Origin of the sequence: Donghicola tyrosinivorans, from assembly GCF_003003355.1 — a bacterium.
GTDB lineage: Bacteria > Pseudomonadota > Alphaproteobacteria > Rhodobacterales > Rhodobacteraceae > Donghicola > Donghicola tyrosinivorans.
Genome location: NZ_PVTQ01000028.1, coordinates 1 through 21402, shown reverse-complemented (window position 1 = coordinate 21402; position 21402 = coordinate 1). Strand labels below are relative to the sequence as shown.

Genomic DNA, 21402 nt, shown 5'->3' with positions numbered 1-21402 from the left:
GCCCGCTTCCGATGGTTGCGGGCGCTCTCATGAAAACAAGTCGAGCACCGCTCTGACCAGGCTCGCGGTTCCTTTGCCTGTCGGCAGTATTGGTTCGCGAGGCTTCATCGCGTCCTTGACGCAATAATATGCCTGATGGCTACTGCTTTTCCACGCGAAGACAAATATGTCGGCGGCCTTGGCGAGGCTGATCAGGCGGGGGCTTGCGACCTGATCCGCGTTCGTTTCGACCCGAACTCCCGGAAACATCTCCGATAGTGTCGATCGAGCCCGTTGTGCGGCAGCCTCTGTCAGAGTGTAGATGCCTATCAATTTTCCTGAAAGATCCGGTTGACGAACTAATTCCGCATCTTCCCGAGGCAGAGCGATAGCCCCAAGATCCGTCCGCTCGATATTGAAATCGGGACACAGGTTGAAGAACCCGATCACTTCGTGAGGGCTCAAGCGGTGCGCGAATTGCTGCGCCTGCCCTACAAGGTTCAAGAAGAAACCTTGGCGTTGCACTCTCGCCTGCGGAGAGGGCACAGGCGCAAGCGCTAGAGCCTCGGCCATGTCGAGGCTCCAGGTCAGGTTGCAGTACGAGCCGACCCGGCCCTGAACATCTTCCAGACTACTGACGATATCGCGATACTCATCACCCGATAGCCCACTATTCAGCAGGAGATTGACAAGGACTTGCAGCAAGCTCAAGTCGGTCGATGTGATCCTCTCATCGAACGCGATCAGATCGAAAAGCAGGATGGCAATCGGTCGCGTTGCCTCCGAGAGCGGTTGGTCATCGGGAACGAAGGCTTGGAGAATGGCCGGAACAGCTTGTCTGGCCACCGGTTCCGCAGCGCCGACAAGACCCGAAAGCAGATCGGTGAAGTGGCGTGCGGATCCATTGTCTCCCGTAATTGTTTTCGTATCCCATGTGATGCACGTCTCAAGTGTTGCGCGCAGTTCATTTGGGCTTTCCCCAATCGAAAGCGCCTTTGCCCATTCCAACCACCCCGATATTCCAGATTGCCACGCATGGGCGCCTTGCGTCGAGCGGCATGACTGACCCCAAGCGTCGATCTTCCTCCTGGCGGCGTCGGTCAGCGACGCGAGCAGGGCCTCATCGGCTGATTTGATGCGGTCGAGGAAGTCGCGACGGGCCTCTTCGGTATCGATGTATAGAACGCAGTGAACTTGACGCTGCACGGTGCTCTTGCTGAGCGGTCGGCCCTTGAACAAGGCGAAAGCTCGATCGTATTGTTCGTCAAGGTAAGCTTTCTCCGCGGCATCAACTTCGGCTTCGACCTCGGCGGGGCTTGGTTCAGAACTGGGGGGCGTCCCTGCACGGTCAACAAGAGAATGTAAAACCGACGCACCGGGATCTTCGGCGGGGATCAGCGCCTTCAGTTCGGTCAGAATGGTGCGATCCGGCCGCTGCTGCATCAACTCGAACAACATGAACGCCTTGACCACCCGTGGAGTACGAATGCCTTTGCGGGAGGAGAATAATTTGGGATAGGCGCCCCCGATATTCTCGGCGAAAAGGGTCATCAACCTTTCTGAATTTCCTGTAATCTCCTCCGGATCGAGATAGGTTCGATAAAGTGCCTCGATGAGATCGGACAAGACTTGCTGCGGCAGGGACAAATCGGCCAGCGTGCGCAGGAAAGACGGTGCCCTTGCGATCGCCTCCCAATAGCCAAGCCCGGCCTTCAGGCGCACATCAAGGTAACGAAGGTTTTCTTCGTTCAGTCGCCCGGTCAGCTTGAACTCTTCGATCAGTTCTTCCGCCCGCACACTGTCTCGAGCGATCAGGGCCCGGTCGAAATCGGATCGGATGGCACCAACAGGCCGAACCCCCGTGCCCCCGGTCTTAGGGCGCCTGCTCATGAGTTGAGCATAGTCAAGCAGACGCGCGCTGATTGCGGCTTCGGACTCCCCGGAGAACTGCAGGATGCGCGGTCCGAATCTCTTTCGCAGCGCGGCGGCGAGCGGATAGCTCGCACTTTCGGGAACCGGTTCAATCTGCTTCAGATACGAGCACCCAAGCCAGGCGTTGAGTTCGTTCTCGAACTCGTAATACCCGGTGGGGCTGAGGGATGCACCATACCAGCCGACGACCTTTCCGCCCCGCAGGAAAGGCAGCACGATGGGGCCTTCGCGACGGTCTTCGCGCAGCAAATCAAGCCAGGGCAGGATCTGGTCCAGCAGCGCAGAGGGCGCGGTCCTTTGCGTGATGCTCTCCCAAGAGATACCGTTCGGAGGCGCGAAAAACACCTCCAACAGAGCGTCGTCGTCAGGCGAAAATGCGTCTTTCATGGCTCTGCCTCTGCGTAGGACTCGAAAGTCAGGCGCGCCTCGGCCAAGGTCTTTGGCGAAGTATCGAACACGACCATTTCATCGTTCAGTTCAAGACCATTGTGGGTGAGGTTCATCGAGCCTGTCAGCAAACCGCGCTGAAGAAGCAAGCCTTTGGTATGCAGATGCCGCCTTTTCACGATGAGCAGACGGTCGAGGACACCTTCTTCTTCCGCCATATCCCGGATCGAGGTCAGGAACGTGTCATTGTGAACGTCGAGGCTTGTGGCAATGCCCAGAGGAGTGCCGCGCACCATCAGGCTCACCGCCGCTTCGATCAGGCGAATTTCACGGCTCCCCCACTCCGGATTGATCGCCCCGAAACCGCCCGAGCGATTGTCGAACAAGATCACATTGCTAATCCAGGGGCTAACGAGCCAGACGCGATCGAGGCCGGGCGCGATCAGTTCTCCCAAGAACATCATCTGCAACAGTTCTCGGATCAGGTTCTGGCTGGTGATGGCGCTCTTAAATATCCGGCGGGTTTCGAGCCTCATTGGACCGCCTCCGCAATATCGAGATCGAGGTAATAGCACTCGGCCGACCGACGGATCGACTGCACCCGTGCGAAAACCGAAAGATAGTCCGTATGCACGGGGTTCGTTGCCAGAAATCCGAGCGCCTGCGCCATCAGGTCGCCCTGGTCGACGGGACAACTCAAGGAAACAGCCCCTTTCGTGGCGAGGCTTTCGAGGCAATTCTCCTGCCATCGCTGGTCGCGAATATCGATCAGCACCGCAGCGCTGCCGAGATAGTGCATTGGCAAGAGTGGTTCGACCGGGGGAACCTCTCCGAAGGGCGAGCGAAGCGCCAAGCCCGCTTGACGGATCTGCGCGCCTCTTGGCCAGAGCAGGCCGTAAATTACCCCGAACCGCCATTGACCCGGGTTCAGGGAAGGGGCGTCGATTCCAGCGAAACTCAGGGCACTGTCGATGTCGTTTCGACGCGACAATTGATAGGCGATGACCCGAGCATCCAACTCGATACCGAGGCGCTCTTCCTCGGCTGTCCAGTGTCTGATCGCATCCAGGAAGAAGGCGTCACTTTCTGGGCTTGAGCCGGGACGCAAGACGCGATTGGTGAGAGCCACGACGAAGGCATGGAAGGTAACGAACCCTTCTTTCGCAAGGCATTCACGCAGATGCGTGAACGCTTCTTGGGTTTCAGTCGCGCCATGCGCCACGCGGAAGTCATCGACCGCCAGCGCAAGGTCCCCCGATGGATCGTCCATCACCGTGCGCGTGACGAAGCGCTCCAGTTGCTGGTCGCTCAGGGCGAAGTCGTTGTCACGCAAGGCCGCCGTCATTAGGTTAAAAAAGCGACGTGGATCTTCGGCATAATGACGCAAGACCTGTTCGATCTGGCCATTCCCCCCCGGAGAGGCTTCGCTGATCCATATTTCGATGCCCGATTCGTCGTTGCGAATGTCGGCAAGGTCGCGCGGACCGGGATCGAGATCGACGAGCAAACTGTCGGCATCGATCTCGGGGCAGGAACTTGCGATGGCATGCAGGGCAGCCGCCGCGGTCGTGGCCGCAAACCGCTCTCGCAACCAAGGTTCCCAAGAGGCGTCAATCGGTTGCCAGAGTATTTCAGCCAAAGCGAAAAGCGTTTCGCGCACCTCGGGCAACGCGATCAGGCTTTCAAGGTCTTGGCGCAACTTCTCCTGCGCGTTGCCCTGTCCCGTCGGGTCGTCGACGACTGGGGACTGGAACAGCACTTCGAGGGTTCCAGCCAAACCGAGTTCCGCCGCATCGGATGCCAAATTGACGCCGGCCTCAGCAAGACTGATCGACCGCGCGATTGCTTCGTTGCTGATCGCCGCGAGCATCAGATGCGCCAACCACTCTCGCGCGAAGCGGTTGTCAACCAAGGGCTTCAGTCTCGGTCCGTTGATGATCTGATCATGAAAGCGGGCCGTCCGGATGGCCCTATACCGCAGAGCGTTCGTGTCATCGAAATCCGAGCAGAGATCGGTTGGAAACTCCAGCGTCAGACTGAGCGCATCCACCCCGAAGGAAAAGCCAAGCGCGGCAGGTTGCCCCTTGAGGGCGAACTGCAGATCCTTCTTGAGGGTAGACCCATTATCGAGGCGCAGGTCGGCATCACTGCCGATCGCCATTCGCCGCACCTCGACCGGGCTAAGCATTTGATGAGTATGGAACCGGATTGTCGATACGAACCGGTCCCAAGTCGTACCCTTGGGAGGTGTCAAAACCAGTCCAGCATCCCGAACGACAATCTGTGCCCGCCACCGCAACCAAGCATTCGAGGTGTCGGCAAAGTTCTCGTCCGGACGCTGAACATGAATGACCCGCGGTCGGAACACTGGCAGATCGACGGTGTTTCCTGCTTCGCTCCGGATAAGCCAGACCCCAATCCGGTCAAGATCGTAGTGCTTCCATTGCCCCTCGGGGGGGGCCAACTCCACAAACTGAAGGGTGTTCTGATCGAGTTCGGGGCAGATCCAGTGGCGATCAAGCGCGTGAGAAATGCCGTAGCGCCGGGACACCCGCCCGGGCGCGTATTCGCGCATGGCTTGCGCGATCGGCATCATGACCGGGTCGGACCTGCCTTGGCGGTCTTTCGCCAAGCGGATCTCAACCTCGGGAAGGTTGAGATCGCTGAACAGGTTTGCAGGCACGAACTCCGGGAGCGGAGAATTATTGACGAACAGTTCAGGCTCCTCGCTTCCCTGTCGCGCCCAGTTTGTCTCCAGTCGCCGCAAGGCCGTCGGCAGGACTTCGGTCAACAACGGTCGAGGATGATCCCAAAGCACCATCTCAATTTCGGTGCGGTCGAGTTTGAGGGCTTTCTCGAGATGAAGGCTGAAGCGCTCCAGTTCTTCCGCATCGGTCAGGATTGCACGCACAAAACCGGCCAATTTCATTTGTCGGTCCCGATTGCCATTGCCCGGTCTGCACAGATCACGCCAAACGCTTCCCCACCTTTGGTTACCAAGACCGATGCTCAGATAATCGAGCGTGGCGTAGACCGCCTGCATCCGCTCGACATAGCGGTTCGCGACGGGCAGAGTCCGCGCAGGCACCTCGGGATCGAACATCAGATCATAGCTCTGATAGGCAAGTCGATCACGGCCGTAGTCGGACAGAATGACCACCGTCCAAGGTCGCATGCGCCTCGGACGCCCCGCTCGTCCTTTGCGCTGAAGAAACTGCGCGACATCCTTGGGGGCCTTGTGCTGGATGACCGCGCCGACCAGTGGATCGTTGTAGCCAACCTCGAGGGAAGCCGTTGCCACGATAATGTCTCGCCCATTATCCACGCCCGGATCCATCGACATGACCCGCCCAATCGACTTGCGATCTTCGGGTTGCAGCGAATGTCCGATGTCGACAGCCGCCTGCCAATCCTGACCATGCAACTTTCGTTGCAGGTTTGCATTGGGCAATCGAAGCGTCGCAAGTCCCCCGTTCGGATGGCGCCGCATGTCGGGGCCGCCGTTACTGGCGCGGCCCTCTGCATCGAGCATCGAGAAATACAGGCGATTGATCACGTCAAGGTTGTCTGCAAACATGAAAAGGCGCTCGCCCCATAGGCCCGTGCTGATCCCTTTTGTTTCTGTGTGATCGGGCGAATCCAGCATGCGCGACATCAGCATTGCCGATTGGATCGTGGTTGACATCAACGCTGTCCGCGAGACTGGATCGCCTCGCAATGCGAGTAAATATTCCGCGCCCTCGGCAATCATCTCGCTCGCTCGCGGCGCGATTTCACGGGTTTGTTGCTCGGTCAGGCCCGTCAAGCGCGCGAAGAACCGCTCTCCGTCTGCAAGCGTTGCAGACAGCCCTACGAAACTCACGGGGCGGTTCAGCAACTTGCGCCAACGTCGCAAGAGATAGGCGACTTGAGCCCCTGACGTGCCGGAGTAGGTATGCACCTCGTCGAGCAGCATCATTTCAACGGGTCTCGCGCATCTCTCTCCGAGACCAAAAAGATGGCGCATACCGCTATCACCGACACGTTGGTTCAACATCTCGGTGGTGGTGAACAGGATGTCGGGACATTCCCGCGCCAAACGTTCGCGCGTGAGAATGACCTCGTCACTCTCGATCTTGGCGCCACAGGTATCGCAAACCAGGCGCTCAGTCTTTGCCTTTCGATCCGCGTCACGCCAGATCATCTCGCCCTGGCAGTTTTCGCTAGGGCAGCGCAGATAATCGCAAGCCACGCCCCCGTTGCGAGGACGCCACCCGGTTTGAGACGCGGTCTTTTCAGCATCCTGCGGAGTTGGGCCAAAAAAGGTTCCGATCAGGATTTTTCGGCATCCCTTTTCCTGCAAACCGGCATCAAGCTTTCGAGCCTGGGCGTAGACCTCGGCGAATTGGTCTTTCAGCAACTCGTTGCGGGGGTAGAGGGCAAGAGCCTTCACCCACCGAAAATCCGACCGGTCGCGTCGGATATGGGAGGCAATCCGGGAAAGCGATGGCAGATAGAAAGCCAGCGTCTTGCCGCTGCCGGTTCCCGCGCTGACCAGCGTACCGATCGGGCGATTTTGTGCGAAACCGGCGAGAATGCGCTCGGCTGCATCGAGTTGAAAGCTTGCCAGTTCAAGGGGATTTCCCTCGTTCGCGATCAATACCGACAGGGCATCGCGGGCCATCGTGTCTGGCGTGGCATTTTCTAGACGCTGACGAACATCGTGAGCCGAAATGTGTCGCTTCGGGTATCGACGTCGCCGCCAAATGAACCGAAAATCGGCAACAAGAGTGGGGGCCATTTGCCAGGCTGTGGGGCCGGCGTGTTGCGGAAACAGTTGCCGGAGACGAAAGAACAGTCGAACCGTTTCGGCCATGCGACTGCGAAAGCGCTCTTCCTCCTTCGTTCCAACGTCAATCAACAATGCCCGTTCGCGAAGTTTTTCGGCCACTTCACGCGCGGCGTAAAAAGTCACCCCGCCGGTGCGTGACACCTCGTCCAACACCGGATCAATCACGTTGTGCAAGTCGTCCCGAGTGAGAAACCCGTCAACCAATCCCCAGGTCAGTAGGCGCGATTCGTGCTGTTCGATACGATCAAGGCTTTTCAGAATAACCAATTCGTCGCTGGTCATGAGTGATCAGCCGTTTTTATGCAGTAACTATCTAGACTGTTATTTTCGCGTAGCCAGATAATAACGTCTTCCGTGAGCAATGATATTTTTGCGCCCCGCACAGATTGCACTGCCTCAAGAAACGCCTTCACGTCAGGCGAAACAAAGTAGTCGAATCGTTGTGAAATGATTTCGAGTTTACTGGCAAGGTCTTTTGCCCTTTGAATGGTTTCGGGTGTGGAAGGCGCGCTATCAAACTGCGATTTGAAGGCATTGTATGTTTCTCGATAATCCCGAAGGGCGGATTGGTTAGATTCTGTTTTTGCAAGCTTCGCATCGAGTGCTGCGGGGGTTTCACCGCCAAAAATATTCACGCGATGGCTCAGCCAGCGTTCCTTTGCGGTTGCGAGCAATTCTTCAGTGGCGTTATTCCCCTCTAAGATAAGAGAAACCCAGAGTTGACCTTTCTTTAACGTGCTGGCTTTCGGATTGCTTTCGAAGTCTACCAATAGTGATCTTGCTCTCTTGCGCAGACGCGCGATACCCACTGGTTCGACAACTTTCAAGCCAGACTGCGATAGGAGCCGTAAGCGATCCAAGTTTGCCAAATACTTCGTCGTCATGGGAGCCAATTGTGCGCGAAGGCCTTCCAGCTCCGAAGCTTCGGCCATATTCTCGCGCAATCCGTGGAGACTCTCGATGCGCGCCTTGAGTTCCGCAGCCTTGGAAGAAAGTGTCTGGCTCATTTTTCCACCTCCTCAATGCCAGCTCCAGCAAGTTCGGACAGATGTCGTGAAATTTCTCGCGCAAGAATTTGGGGATCGATCAATTGGCGGTTCGCTTCTTCTCGTGACGTTGCGATTTCGATGGCTTTAAGAAAACTGCCGGTATCGTCGATAAACCCCTTAATACGCGCTATCAAGCCAAGGTCGAGTGCTCCCATGGCGTTCAGTGCTTGGGGAAGTTGATCTTTCTCCGCGTTCAGAACTCTTTCCACACTGTCTATCAAGTTCTTGACGGGACTTTTTGAAAATTCAGAAAGTCTGCGTTGGTATTCTGGAAGACCAATTGGGAGGTTAACTTGAAGACCGGCCTCCACTACAGTCGCACAGATATGCGTCATGTCCGAAACAAATGCGGCCTTGTCGAAATCTTCTCCAAACTCAACCGCGACATTTTCTTTGAACTCCCGTAGTTTCGTGAGCGCGGATGTTAGGCTGTTGTTTAACTCCGTTTCGATGAGAAGTCGAAGAAGTGGTTTGATGTCGACACCCAATTGATCCACCATTTCTGGGGCGACAGAGGTCTCGACATTGGCGTCAAGTAGTCGAACGATATCGACCAAAAATGGTTTTTGTCCGGTCCCCTGATAGGCGGCACATCGCTCGAGAAGCGCTTCTTGAAGTCGCAACCGCGCCGATTTTCCATTGATCATTCCGGACATTGCACCTTGCAATTTGTCCCATCTCACATCGAACGACTGAGACTCCCGTAGTTTTCGCATTTCCAGCAAGGCATAAAGCAAATCTTCAGGCTTCGAAATTCTTATCGGCGGCTCGAGTCCAACAACACGGGATTGGACAATCAGAGCGTTGCAGGTCAGGTATAGTTGTTTCGTGGCACTCTTTAATAGGTCAGACTTGATCTGAGAAACAAGATGATCGACTAAAGCTGCGCTGCGGATATAATCCTCATCGGCTTCCGGATAGTTCCAGTTGCGCCCATTCTCGGCGTATCGGAAAACCGCTAAGAGACCCTCCCGCAAACTACCGTCCGGATCGGATGCATCGTCTGCAATAGGGTATTTTGCATTCCCATTTCCGCGTGACTGCGGGATCCCAATCGCCTGATGAGAAGTAATCGCCTGAAATACTGTTGATGATTGGCGCAGCCGTAGTTCAGGCAGGTCGATCGCATCCAAACACAATGACATCAGATTTTTTCGAAGTTCGTTCGATATATCCTGCCTGAGTTCGGTCCCAGTGGCCCATTCCTCCAACTTCGCCCGAACTTCCGCAATACGCGTACTCTCGGTCTTCGGGGTAACAGGCGTCTCCGTCCGCAATACAGGTCTGGCGGTTGAGGCAATCTGCGCGAATGGCTCTGGCTTCGTCCGATCCGAACGCGGCGCCGAAACTCCTAGGTCTTTAGGGGACGGAAGATCAAATGCCGAAAAAACCGCAATGGGGATATCGCCAATCCCCGCCGTGTCAGGCGGATTGCCCCCCCAGAGCGTCAGTAGACTCGCCATGCGTCTTGCCTTGTTTTCGGGAAGATGCTGTTGCTTTAGCCAGGCCGCAAGCGATGCGTTGGGCTTGTGCCCCTGAAACTCGGGAGGAAACTCTCGGGCTTCGAATGCCGGCCGCATCAGCAAGATCTCTCGTATGATCTGGTTGATGACGCGGCGCGGGTTGAACTCGAGTTTGTCCGATTGAGCTAGAATGCGTAAGGAGAAAGCCTCGATGACCGATCTGTTGAACGGGAAAAGAGGTATCCCTCCTTCGGTTTCTCCGAAGGCCGCGATAGTCTCGCTGCCCTTTTCTGACGCCCCCTCATCTCGCCAGACGGGTAGCCAATCGGTCAGCGATTTCTCGGCGCCACGTTGACGGAACAGGCGATTGAGTTCCTCGGCGCCCCAGCGCGCGGCGTTCAGATACCCTCCGACAAGTTCAATAACCGCCGCCTTGACCTGGTCATCGGATTGGAACTTGCCATCGACGATCCATTCCTGCCGGGCACGTGTCAAAATCGTATCGCGGAACGAAAGATAGCCATCGGTGAGCGCGAGCGCGGTGCGCATGGTCGCACGCACTTTCTTGCCCTCATACTCGCCTTCCTGAATGCTCACTTTCAGTAGCACATCCTGAAGTCCGGCCAAGGCCGCGAAGTCCTCGACCAGTAGCACCAAATCCTTGCCTTCTGAGAACAGGATTTCGCGAACTGAGAGGATGATCTCCTGCAGGGTCACCCCTCCGGTGCTTTGCTCGAGTTGAAAAACGTTGCTGATAGCTGGATCGACCGCGTCGTTGAGCAATTTCAGCGCCGGTTCGAGGCGGTCTGGATCGAAATGCGAGATGTTGCGAAGATAGAAATCTCGCACACGTTGTGCTGCCCTGTTGATATCAACAGTATCGGGGAGTCGCAGATCGTCCAGTTGGAAGCGCGAAAGTGTATCAGTCGTTTCGACTTCTCCATTACGCCCATTCAGCGCACGCGCAACAACCCGCGCGAGGACCGGGTTGAAATGTTCCTCGAGCGCGGCATCAGAGAAGAGTTTCGGCAAGTCCCCAGCGAAACCGATCAGTTGCCTGTCCTGTATCGAGTTCGAGCCTTGAGTGAAATTCGTCCGCAGTTCTTCGCCCCTGGCTTTCAGCGCATTTTCAAGATGGGCGCGAAAGGTAACCACTGCTGTGGCGATATTGACTTCAGCGACGGCACGGGTCAGATTCTGCCAAGGCTTTGCATATTTTGGATTGTCCTTGAGTGGTTCGAGGATCAACTCGACCACGGTACGCAAACTGGCGCTCTTGGGAATTCGGATGATGTGATAGCGGTCGTGCTTTTCAGATCTCTGCAATTGCGCATCCAGCCACCTGATGACATGCGACTTGCCGGCACCGGAAACACCGGTAATCGGCATGAGCACATAGCCCCCCGGCACATTATCCGTGGTGAAGGCGTCGAGGATATCCTGCTCAGTCACGCGTTCGGTTGTGGCGCTGCCTTCTGCGCGCCGCACAATTCGCATTGGTCGGTGCGCGGCAAGAAGCACGGCATCGTCGGCCGTCTCGGCTTCATTCTTGATGCAACTGTTCACCGCATTGGCATCGGGCCAGTACTGGATGACCATCACTTCTCTCCCGACTGCTGCAGACGGCGCACATGGGTTATGCGCCCCCATTCTCGCTGCCCGGTACCGAGCAGGGTCACCCCATCCTCAGTATCGCTGCGCTGCTCAAGGGCAATCCTGCTTTCATAAGCAAGGCGTTTTATAGCGCGCGAAAGCGAGGTCGACAGGTGATTGGCGGGCGGCTTTTTCCAACTGGAGTCTCTTAGGGCTTCTTCGATCTCCCTGCGATAGGCGCCTCCGTCCAGAACCGGCAAGACCTCTGCCGCGCGCTCGACAAAATCTCTGGCTGTCAGGGTTTCTGACGCGAATATGTCATCCAGACTTTCAGCGAGCGCGACAGTCGGATCGATCACGATTTTCGATCCGGACCGGGCAAACCCAAGATAAGCGCCCCAGACACGCGCGCCATTCCAACGGGTATCGTTTTGGAACATCCGCTTGCCCTCGTCCATGATCTGAGCGCTCTCCAACTCGTTGATGGGGCGGTGCGAACTCGTGTCGAGGCTGTAGACATCCTGCGCCAAGAGCCACGCGAGCGCCCGACTGAAGTCGGCAGACTTGTTTTCTTCCGATTGCCAGAAACGCGCATTGTTGTGCGGGGCCAAGACAATGCCGCGCAATATCTTTGGCAGTTTCGCCTCGGCCAGGTCGGGGTCGTTCCCAAGTAGCCCTCGATAAGGCTCATCGATCATGACGCTCTCACCGTCCAGGGCGAACAGCCCCAACTCAGTCCATCGCGTGACCGATGTACCCGCGGAAAGCCCCTCGATCTGCTCGTATTTCGCTCCGCAAGATTCGAGCAGATCTTCTCGAGGCTTTGGGCCGAAACGGATCAAGGCGCGAACGAGTATGATCAGGACATTGAAGCGTCCGTCACTGGCCATGTTCAAAATGCTCATGCTCGGTATCCTGCTCTTAATTGGTCCCAGGTAAGAATATTGCTGCCTGTGTCGACAAGCTTGCGCGCCGGATGGCGCGGGTCGGATACGGACGGGGGCGTGACGATCACGTGCAAGGGGCGTTCAAGCAACATGAGATCGTCTGTACAGGTTTTCTCATCGACGATCGAGGCACGTGCCAGTTGGTAATCCGCAAACCCCGCGGCCCGTTCCTCCTCCAGAGATTGCACCAGCAAGAGCCTGCCCAAGACTTTTTGGTGCAGAGTTGCAATGCCGGGCAACTTGCGCAAGGCGTTTGGCAGCGCGATTTCCCTAATCCCGAAATTCGAGACCAGCACGGAAAGTGCCTCGAGGGCCTGCGTTGTTCCACTACCTTCCGGCAAGGCGAGGATGATTGGGGCGGACGTCGATATCTGAGGAAATGTGGCGGCAAAGGCAGAGTGATCGACGGTTTCCACTCGTCGGATCCCAAATGCCGGTGGAGCGCTGTAACGAATATCGTCGTTGCGCATGCGACGCCCGGCCGGGCAACCGCCACAGGCGCGCGAGACGAGGATCATTCTCTCCGCTTCACGATTGGTGTAGAGTTCTTGCAGCAAATCGGCGACGTCTCGCGTTCCGCTCAAGAGTTCATCGAGCAATCGCCCGCCAGCCTGCGAGGCATGGAATGCTCTCGACCGCTCATGAGAAATTCGGTCATCGAAGAATCTTTGATTGCGTGAACCCGTTTCGATGATGCGCACGACGGTTTGTTCGAAGTATTGCGACCAATACGCTTGCGTCCGCTTTTCAAAGGCTTGGTCTGTCTCGCCATCCTCCCGCACCAGGGGCTCAGGCGATTGCGACTCCAATTCGATCATTCCAGCCCGAGCCATCAGGATCAAAGTGCGCATGTTCCACGCGACGTTGTAATCGTTTTGCTGGCGCGCGTGGGCGGGGACGACGTTCAGATCGAGGCTCAGCAACAGACCGAGTGCATCGAGTTTCTTCGCAGAGGCCGCCATCGCATCCCATCGAGCGAACCCCAACTCATTGCTGATCAGCGCGGGCGCAGACAGGCTGCTCGCAATGTCGCGATCTTGGTCGGAATAGATCAAAAGGGAAGCTGATGTCTTCCCATCTCGCCCGCCGCGACCGACCTCCTGATAAAACCGGTCGATCGACTCGGGAACCGTTGCATGAATAACTGCCCTGACATCGCGCTTGTCGATGCCGACCCCGAAGGCCGAAGTGGCGACGACAATGTCGAGATCGTTTTCCGCCCATTGCTCGATGATACTGCCCCGCTCGTCGTCGGGGGTATTCCCATGAAAACAGGCTGTGCGGACGAAACCGGCGCTTCGTAGGCGCTTGAGCCAGGACTTCGCATCATCGCGTTTGGTGACATACAAAATGACCGGTCGCGGTGCCTGCCTGATCGCCTCCAGGACTTTGTTGACCTTCTCGGCAGGATCGCTTTCCTGATGGATCCAGTATTGGGGCTCAGGCCGCAGATGCATCGACGCCGTCATCTGGACATTTCGAGACGGCCCAAAAAGCGTGTCGAAGGTTGCAATGGTTTCGGGCGTCAGCGTCGCCGACATCAACACGGTACGAAATGGCCGCCCTGCTGCGCGCGCGAGAAGTCCGCGCCGAACGCCAGCAAGCATCTGGAAGGCGGGACGAAAACCGTCGCCCCATTGGCTCAATAGATGCGCCTCATCGACGAATAGATAGTCCAGCAATCCCGCTTTGACTGCGTCATAGAGGGCGGGCAGCAACGCACCGGTGAAACTTTCGGGCGAACAATAAAGGATCCCTTGCGTGCCTTGGCGGATCGCGGTTTTCACGGCCTGTCGCTGTTCCGGACACAGTCCGGAATGCCACGCGAGGAGTGGAACTTCCTTGCGCGGGAAGCGTCGTTTCAGCATCTCGCTCGTCTGTCGCGCCTGATCGAGAGCCAGTGCCGTGGTCGGAACGATGCAGATCGTCGCCGGCCCTTCGACGCCCCGCACCATGATGGGGGCCTGGGCGACGAAACTCTTGCCAGAACCGGTGGGCAACTCAACGATCAGTGTTTCCCCGGCAGGTACGAGAAACGCGCTACGAACCGCTTCACGCTGTCCTGGTGAGGTGAAGAACTCGAACCCTGCAGCCTCCTCCAGGAAGGGATCAATGCGACAGCGGTGATCGATGCGGACGTTGCGTTCCGCAAAAGCACATTCAAAAAGCGGGGTATCGGGTTCCGATAGCCAGTCGGGCGACCACGGCAAGGCTTCGATCAGATAATAATCTGTACCCGCGTCCTGCGCACGTACTCCAAACTGCGCCCAGTGATCGCGCCCAGGCCAGCCTTGGGATCGGGGGAGTCGCAGATGCGCAGTCACGCCCGATTGAAGTGACTGCCTGCGCAGAACATGGCGCAGAAGCGACATCAGATCAGCTCCGATCGTCGCGGAAGGGCTCGATCTATTTGCATGCAATATCTTGCGGATACGTTCGAAAACCCCATCCAAGCTTTCTTCGGGAAGGGGGCGTTCAGGCCAGTCCGCCAGGACGTCCTGCAGCGAGCCAAAATCCAAACTGCTCATCAGGCCTTCCCGTCTACAATGGCAGATGCGCGCAGGCTGCCAGTAAGAAAACTGGCCGTAATCGCATCGAGGCGTACGGAAGGGTTCAGGATGCCTTCAGTGAGAGCCATCGCGATATCCCGCTCCAGTTTCCAATCATGCTCGTCCGAGGCCAGATTTCTACGATCGACGCGCGCCCGAAGTTGCCCTAAGCGACCCTGATTGACGCTCACGGCCCGCCGCTCCGCATCTCGCAAACGATCAATGAAGACCGGCAGATTTCGCAACTCGGCCTCCGCTTTTGCGCGCGCATTTCGGCAGACCGTCCGCCAATCAGCCACTTGACCAAGGCGTAATCTGTCAAGGTGACGCCATCGCTCGGAATTCAGGTTGTAGTCGCGACCTCCCTGATCGGTCGCATCTGGACGATAGGCCTGATCGAGTTTTTCGAGAAGCGCAGGATCGGTAACCTGCGCGAGGTCCTGATCGAGCCAGATGCTTTCATGGAACGGAGGCAATGCCATATCTCCGCGACGGCTCAGGGCGGCCTTTGCCGCCTCCGTCAAGCATTTTGTGCGTGATAGAACTTCGATCGCATCCGCAAGATCTGGCTCGACGATGAAATCGAAGCGAAAGAACAAATCCGCAAGTGTTTCGGCCTGATACCCGGGAAAGTAGCGCCACAGCGCCGTTGACCGGCCGCGCTCATCCACTTGGGAAAAACGCCATATGCCATCCGTGAACGTTTCGCCGTAGCGCAGGAGGCGCGTCTTCAGCAGTCGCGCATCTTGCTTCAAGGCGAGCCTGCGCGAAAAGGTCATCGGATAGGTCCGGACCAACGGTTGACGTCGCGACGGTTCGGAGTGCTCGATCGCTTTCTCGCAATCCCGCAAGAATGCTTCGAGCGGGATCAGCGTGTGGCGCCCGTCCGTGACATATCGATAAGAAAACGGCGCCTTGTCGCTGCCGTTGGAGGTGCGCTCACCCTGTAGCGCAGAACGTTCGAACATCAGGCATGTCTCGACCCATCCCGAGACTGCTGACACGATCGTATCACCCGCCCCCTCAATGTCGCAAATCGCGTCGACGATGTCAGAAGAGGGCTCCCCAAGCGCGTCCAGCGCATCTTGTTGATCGATGGCGGCGACTTCGCGTTCGATCCGACCTGCGTTCCCCTGATTGGCCGCAATCAGATCGGTTATAGCTTCCGGTCCCTCGACAAAAATCGTCTGCTCCAGATGCCGAACCATATCTTCTACGACATATTGCAAACTGGCGATCGATCGATCGAAAACCTGCAAGGCCTCGCTCAAGAACCGCGCCCATTCAACCTCGTAAGCATTGTTTGCACAGACGACAGCAATCGATTTAACAGCTTTCCCCGACCCGTAGCGATCAACGCGCCCCAACCGTTGTTCGATGCGGTTAGGACTGAAGGGCAGATCGTAATGAACCACGATCTTCTCCCCGCCCTGCAGGTTCAACCCCTCCTCCGCGCGATGGTCACAGACAAGGATCGGGCGAGTTGGATCGTGATTGAACGCTTGCCATTCCTCGCAATCGGGGGCGTGGCGATCAACAGTCACCTCAAGGCTGGCCGAAAGCGTGGCCGCAAGCTTGTCGGCGGTGAGTTCGTCAGAGCAGAAGACAACGAACTGCCGCTTTGGCCTTTGCAAAGGACGAAGAGTTTCGGCAAGCGCATGGAACCGGTCTGTGATCCTCTCCTCGTCCCCGAGCAATGTTGGCAAGGTTGCCAGGGCTGCCATATCGCCGGCAACGGATAACGCCGAGATCCGCTCGCTGTCTTCTGTGCAGGGATCGGCCCAAGTTTGCGTCCGGCGCAGCAGACTAGCAAACGCCTCCGACGAAGCCTCGTTTTGCAATCGCAACGTCGCTTCGCTGCGCCAAGCTTCGATGGTTTCGAACAACCTCCCCGAAACGTGGCTGTGGTAATTACAGATTTCCAACCCGTCGCGTTCGGGCGTCAAACCGCCCACATTGCGCCGCCGATGTCGCAAGATACGGTGATGCAACCTGTAGACTTCGCTGATATGCGCCCGCACCCGATTGATCGCCTCGATCAAGTCCGGATCCGTTTCCTCCGGCATATTGGCCGAGATATCTCGCAGATCATCGACATGATTCTGCAAAAGGGAATCAATCGGGAAATGATCGGCCAACTGATCGAGCGTGTGATCGAGATAGAGCACGTTTTCAGGCGCGAGCTCCGCCACGATCTGCGCAAGGACTTGTCTGCTCTCGATGCGGTGCCGAAAACCCTCCTCGTCGTCGAGAGGATAGGTGTCCGGATCGAGAATGTGCAGCATCTCCAGAAAGCCGCGCTCGTTATGCAGCGCAGGCGTCGCAGACATTAAAATGACCCGCTCGATGCCGGGCGCGGCAGCAGCGATGGAATCATAAAGATCGCGATCGCAATCTTCATGCCCCCCGGTCAGATGATGCGCTTCGTCGATGACGAGCATTTTGGCGTGCCTCAGGTGACGCCGTATCGTCGCATGTTCCGTAAGGGCGACGACATGAACCGTTTCATCGAGTTCCGAGCCCAAGAAGAATTTTTCGTCAAGTTCATGTCGCCACTGCTGAATAAGAGCCGCCGGCACCATGATCAGCACACGGGCGCGCTCCCCAAGGTCGAGCACGCATTGGCGGATCAGTATCCCCGCCTCGATCGTCTTGCCGAGACCGACCTCGTCGGCAAGCATGTAGCGCTGCACCGGATCTTGCAGGATCCGGCGCACCACTTCCACCTGATGGGACTCGAAATCGATCGCCGACGAGATCAGCGCGGACATGCCCATGGTCACCCCGCGTTGCGAGATGATCGACTCGACAAAGGCGCGTCGTCCGTCTGAAAAGCGCGGCGTTTCGGTGAATTTCTCGGCGAGAAAGTCGGTGGGATCCGAAATCGGCAAGTTGCAGCGGACATAAGCCTCCTCGGGGCTCAAATCGCGATCCGACTTGTTGGGAAACCGGCAGCGATACTCTTCGCCCATGACCTCGATCAGGCGTCCGACCTCCCATGCTCCGGTCGCCTCATTGAAATGATAGATGCGGGTCTGGCCCGGCAGGTCGACTGCACATAGATCGGCGTTGCGGACCTCGCGCAAGAGCATATCCGCCCCCGGGGCAACGAAGTATTCGACAGTGCTGGACGAGCCTTGTTTGGCGATCAACTTGCCAATTCCTAATCCTTGGCACTCGCCCGAGAGCGCTTCTACAAACACCTCGTTCCCCTCTTTATTCGTTCCAAATTCTTCATAGCGGAGGCTTATGGTCGTGTCCAAATGTCTACAACGCGTCGTCCCATTACTTCGAAGCGAAGCGTGCCCCAACCTCAAATCTTCCCTCAAAGGGTAAGACTCCATTCCGGCGCAACAATCTTTTACTTTCAATTGGGTAACATGCGTCAGCACTTACTGCAATTCCGCTTTCGGCCCAGCCCAAAAGGTAGATGGTCGACTAGTAACGCCCCTGCGCACTGTGAACCCCCCGGGTTTACCGGAGTGTAATGTTCAACGACTAAGCGATCATATCGATGACGTTCAGTTTTGCATAGAAGGCTTCCTCTGCTTCTGCGGGGGTGTTTACGCGGCGAAAGTCGCAGATCTGGCGGCGGTGCTGAACGATGCGGCAAGCCGTCCGGAGGCGGTGGAGTTCCTGCGTGGCCTGATCGAGAAGATCGTGCTGACGCCCGAGACGGATGCCGCGAATGGTCATGTGATTGAGCTCCATGGGAGCTGAGCGCGATTTTGTCTTTGTGTAGCAATGATATAGAAAAATGCCACCGCCCACGGTTTTAGCGCGGGCGTTACGCAATTGTCGTTGGTTGCGGGGGCATGCGTTCGATGGGCCCTTCGACAAGGGGCACGCCTGCGCTGCGCGCCCGAATGAGGACGGTGTCGTCGATCGTTGACCTGAGGGCTACGTCCGCGTCGGGACCTAACCCTGTAGAACCCGCGAGTTACGCTCTGCCCCCCCCCTGATTTCAAAGAATGGGAAATGGAATCGGAACCTGTGGCGGGTCAAAAAGCGGCCCTTCGTTTTTGATGCATGCAGGCTCGGGTCGAGCATTCGGCCACGCAATATGCCTAAAGACCGAACTGGCTCATAAGCGCTAAGTTCAAGTGGTTAAAAAAATAAAGCTTTCAAAGCGCAGAATGCGTTTGGCCATGACCGCCATTTCGAGCAGTGAAGGTCGGGATCGGTGAGAGCCTCTACCTCGATCGGAATTATCGTTCCTTCATAAGAGGTAAGATGTCAAGATCACGAAGTCTGAACTTTCTCAATGCGGCATTGAAGAAACTTGCGATGTGTTGCCATTATGCATCATTGCGGTCGAGGTGACCCCACCAAGTGGCCAAATTGAGTTGTCTGGGGTCGCGAGGTGGGCCTATCTGTTCCCCATGCAAAACACGATCCATCATATCTCGCTTCGGCTCATACGGTTCATATGAATGAACCCCTCCCGTCCAAGAAATCGGATCGGGGAATGATGAATGCCAAGCCATATGGATCCGTGTGATGGAAAACTCCAAGACTAGGACTTTTGTAGCCTTCCGGCAAAACGTTACCGTACTGCTTTCGAGCCGTTGCGCTGTCGGGACTGACACCAGATTGCTCCGCTTTGCCCGACATTCCCCTCTGCATTTGGGATTGCTGCCGATTCGCCCAACTCGCCCTTTCCGCGCGCAGTTTGATGGGCGCGAACTGGATGCGAATAACGGGGTTGCATCGGATTACATCGGCTTCAACCGGTCCTCTTGGTCGAAGATGTAGTGGTCTCTCGAAGAAGAGAGCCTGCTTGCTTCAAGTCTTAGAGCGAAAAGAAAGGCGCCGCTACTATTCGCAAGGCATTGAATTTAGTAAATAAAATTCCTTCTTTTGCTCAGCGAAGAACGCTAACCTATCAACCAGAAAAATCATGGAGGAAAGCCGCTACGAACCACGGCCAGAAATGAAAACAGCGATCTGCGCCAACAGATCGCCGCTTTATGAGAAGACCGAAGTCCGCTCGTTATCTCCAATGAAGCTAGCACGCCAATGCCGACGCTTCAAGGAAAACGGCTCTTCTCAACAATGAAAGACCTACCGCAGGGCAGTGCAGAGCACGGCCACGGGAGAGGTTTGCCTGCTGTAGCCACCCATGCCGCGTCGTCGGGAGGGGGGGGGTGACCAGGTGCGCCTCGGGGTCATCCGCTGCCCGGCTGATCGGGCTGCGTCACCTCATTTCGAAAGAAGAACCGATGTCTGATCTTTCCCTTGATGGCGGTATCCGCCTGCCCGAAGCCTGCAAGGGCGACCGCGCGACGCAAGTGGGGTCCACCAAGCACGTCACCGGTGGTCTCGTACTTGGCGATGGACCCGGAGAACGCCATGGCGTTGAAAGCCACCTCGAAAAATGCGCGGCGCTGATCCTCAGCTATCGGCGCTCGACACTGGAACTCCGGACGCAGGTCCGTTTCGAGTGGTCCGACAAGTTCGGAGAAATTCACGACCACTACATCGACATTGCCACCCTGCAAACCGACGGCCAGATGATCGGATATGCCGTTCGGCCCAAAGAACGGGCGAGCACGCGCTACCTTCAAGAATTGGCGCGGATCAGAAAGCAAGCCGTTTCACAAGGCTTTCTGGACAACTTTTGCTGTTCACGGAAGACGATGTCTGCCCGGTTGAACTGTTCAATGGCAAACTCTTCCACTCTGTTCGCCGCCCCGATTGCTTCGGCGATCCCGTTGCCCAGGATGTTGTGCGCAGCATGACGGGCGTGGCTTCTGTTGGAGACCTCGTTGCGGCGACGCACCTTGAGGGCATGGGGTTTCGTGCAATCGTCCGTCTCATCTGTTCGGGGCATCTCGAGACGCTGAACTACGAGCGCATTGGCCCAAAAACCTTGGTCTTCAAGAAGAAGGAGGTTTGAAATGGCCAACTCTTGTTCCCAGTTCCAAAGCCGCCATGGGCCGCAGCAGTTGCCCCTTGGACGTGTCGAGATTGACGAATGGCAGATCGATCTGAAGGACATCATGCCCGCGTTGGCAGAGCAGACGGATGAGCGGCAGCGGGTCATCGCAGTGGCGATGATCGATGTCAGTTCCTGTCGTCTCCTCGATATTCAGATCCTGCAGGACGGTGCCATGCTTGATCTGAAACCTGCAGCGCCGAGCGCGTCCCCTCTCTGACCGGCAGGCAACTCCGTTAGCGCGGCGACCAACGCCACCTTCGTTTTTCCATCGATCACTCGAAACCCTTGGCGGCCTTCGCCAAGGGCCAGCCCCCGCATGTCTTTGAAAGGACAGCCCATGTCGACATTCAACTGGAATACCCCCGGCATCCCCGAAACCAATCTCGCCGACAATGCCCGAGAGTTTCAGAGCCGAGCGCAGAAGCTCGCGATCATTGAATGCGCTGCGACCATCCACCAGGCGCCGCGTGGCAGCATTAAACACTTCTTTGCCGAAGTGGCCCGTGCCGGGGCCATCCCGCTTCAACAGGCAAATTCGCCGAAAGCCTGACCCCTCATTTCCTCATCCATCAACAGGGCACCTGTCCGGTGCCCGCGCATTTCTCGCTTCTTTGTGCAGCTCTGATCCCACGAAACTGAACCGCCCCGTCTTTACCGGAGGGCAAAACTCTCGGAGAATTGCCTGTTATGGAACATAGAAAGCAAAGAACCACGAAGCCTTATTCGCCCGA

12 protein-coding genes are annotated in these 21402 nt (G+C 56.9%); 3 read left to right on the top strand and 9 right to left on the bottom strand.

Annotated features, from left to right (window positions below):
* Positions 1–27: 27 nt before the first annotated feature.
* The 9 genes from dpdD to CLV74_RS20960 form a co-directional block, all read right to left on the bottom strand.
* Positions 28–2298, bottom strand: coding sequence for a protein DpdD (gene dpdD / locus CLV74_RS21000; protein WP_106268634.1), 2271 nt, complete (start codon positions 2296–2298; stop codon positions 28–30).
* The gene (gene dpdK, locus CLV74_RS22940) at positions 2295–2834 is read right to left on the bottom strand and encodes a phospholipase D-like domain-containing protein DpdK (RefSeq protein WP_170108126.1); all 540 of its coding nucleotides are present in this window, start codon (positions 2832–2834) and stop codon (positions 2295–2297) included. The genes dpdD and dpdK overlap by 4 nt, the downstream gene beginning before the upstream one ends.
* Entirely contained in the window at positions 2831–7411 is a 4581-nt protein-coding gene (gene dpdJ, locus CLV74_RS20990) for a protein DpdJ (RefSeq protein WP_106268632.1), read from the bottom strand. The genes dpdK and dpdJ overlap by 4 nt, the downstream gene beginning before the upstream one ends.
* On the bottom strand, positions 7408–8136 hold the full coding sequence (locus tag CLV74_RS20985) for a hypothetical protein (protein WP_106268630.1): 729 nt from the start codon (positions 8134–8136) through the stop codon (positions 7408–7410). Before CLV74_RS20985 ends, dpdJ begins: the two co-directional genes overlap by 4 nt.
* Positions 8133–11240 (bottom strand): protein DpdH, encoded by a 3108-nt coding sequence (gene dpdH / locus CLV74_RS20980; protein ID WP_106268628.1) that lies wholly within the window; start codon positions 11238–11240, stop codon positions 8133–8135. The genes CLV74_RS20985 and dpdH overlap by 4 nt, the downstream gene beginning before the upstream one ends.
* Positions 11240–12139 carry a protein DpdG gene (gene dpdG / locus CLV74_RS20975; protein ID WP_106268626.1) on the bottom strand — a complete coding sequence of 300 codons (900 nt, stop codon included), beginning with the start codon at positions 12137–12139 and terminating at the stop codon, positions 11240–11242. The genes dpdH and dpdG overlap by 1 nt, the downstream gene beginning before the upstream one ends.
* Complete coding sequence (gene dpdF, locus CLV74_RS20970) at positions 12136–14709, bottom strand: protein DpdF (protein ID WP_106268624.1); 2574 nt, start codon at positions 14707–14709, stop codon at positions 12136–12138. The genes dpdG and dpdF overlap by 4 nt, the downstream gene beginning before the upstream one ends.
* On the bottom strand, positions 14709–17933 hold the full coding sequence (gene dpdE, locus CLV74_RS20965) for a protein DpdE (protein WP_170108125.1): 3225 nt from the start codon (positions 17931–17933) through the stop codon (positions 14709–14711). The genes dpdF and dpdE overlap by 1 nt, the downstream gene beginning before the upstream one ends.
* Before the next feature lie 295 nt (positions 17934–18228).
* A complete protein-coding gene (locus CLV74_RS20960) occupies positions 18229–18426 on the bottom strand; it encodes a hypothetical protein (protein ID WP_146135001.1) in 198 nt (65 codons plus the stop codon).
* Between the two features lie 1526 nt (positions 18427–19952).
* Here CLV74_RS20960 and CLV74_RS20955 point away from each other — a divergent pair.
* The 3 genes from CLV74_RS20955 (at position 19953) to CLV74_RS20945 (ending at position 21221) form a co-directional block, all read left to right on the top strand.
* Positions 19953–20471, top strand: coding sequence for a hypothetical protein (locus CLV74_RS20955; RefSeq protein WP_245888645.1), 519 nt, complete (start codon positions 19953–19955; stop codon positions 20469–20471).
* A gap of 159 nt (positions 20472–20630) precedes the next feature.
* Positions 20631–20888: a hypothetical protein gene (locus tag CLV74_RS20950; protein ID WP_106268617.1), complete on the top strand. Its 258-nt coding sequence runs from the start codon at positions 20631–20633 to the stop codon at positions 20886–20888.
* 120 nt (positions 20889–21008) lie between these two features.
* Complete coding sequence (locus tag CLV74_RS20945; protein ID WP_106268615.1) at positions 21009–21221, top strand: hypothetical protein; 213 nt, start codon at positions 21009–21011, stop codon at positions 21219–21221.
* Positions 21222–21402: the final 181 nt, after the last annotated feature.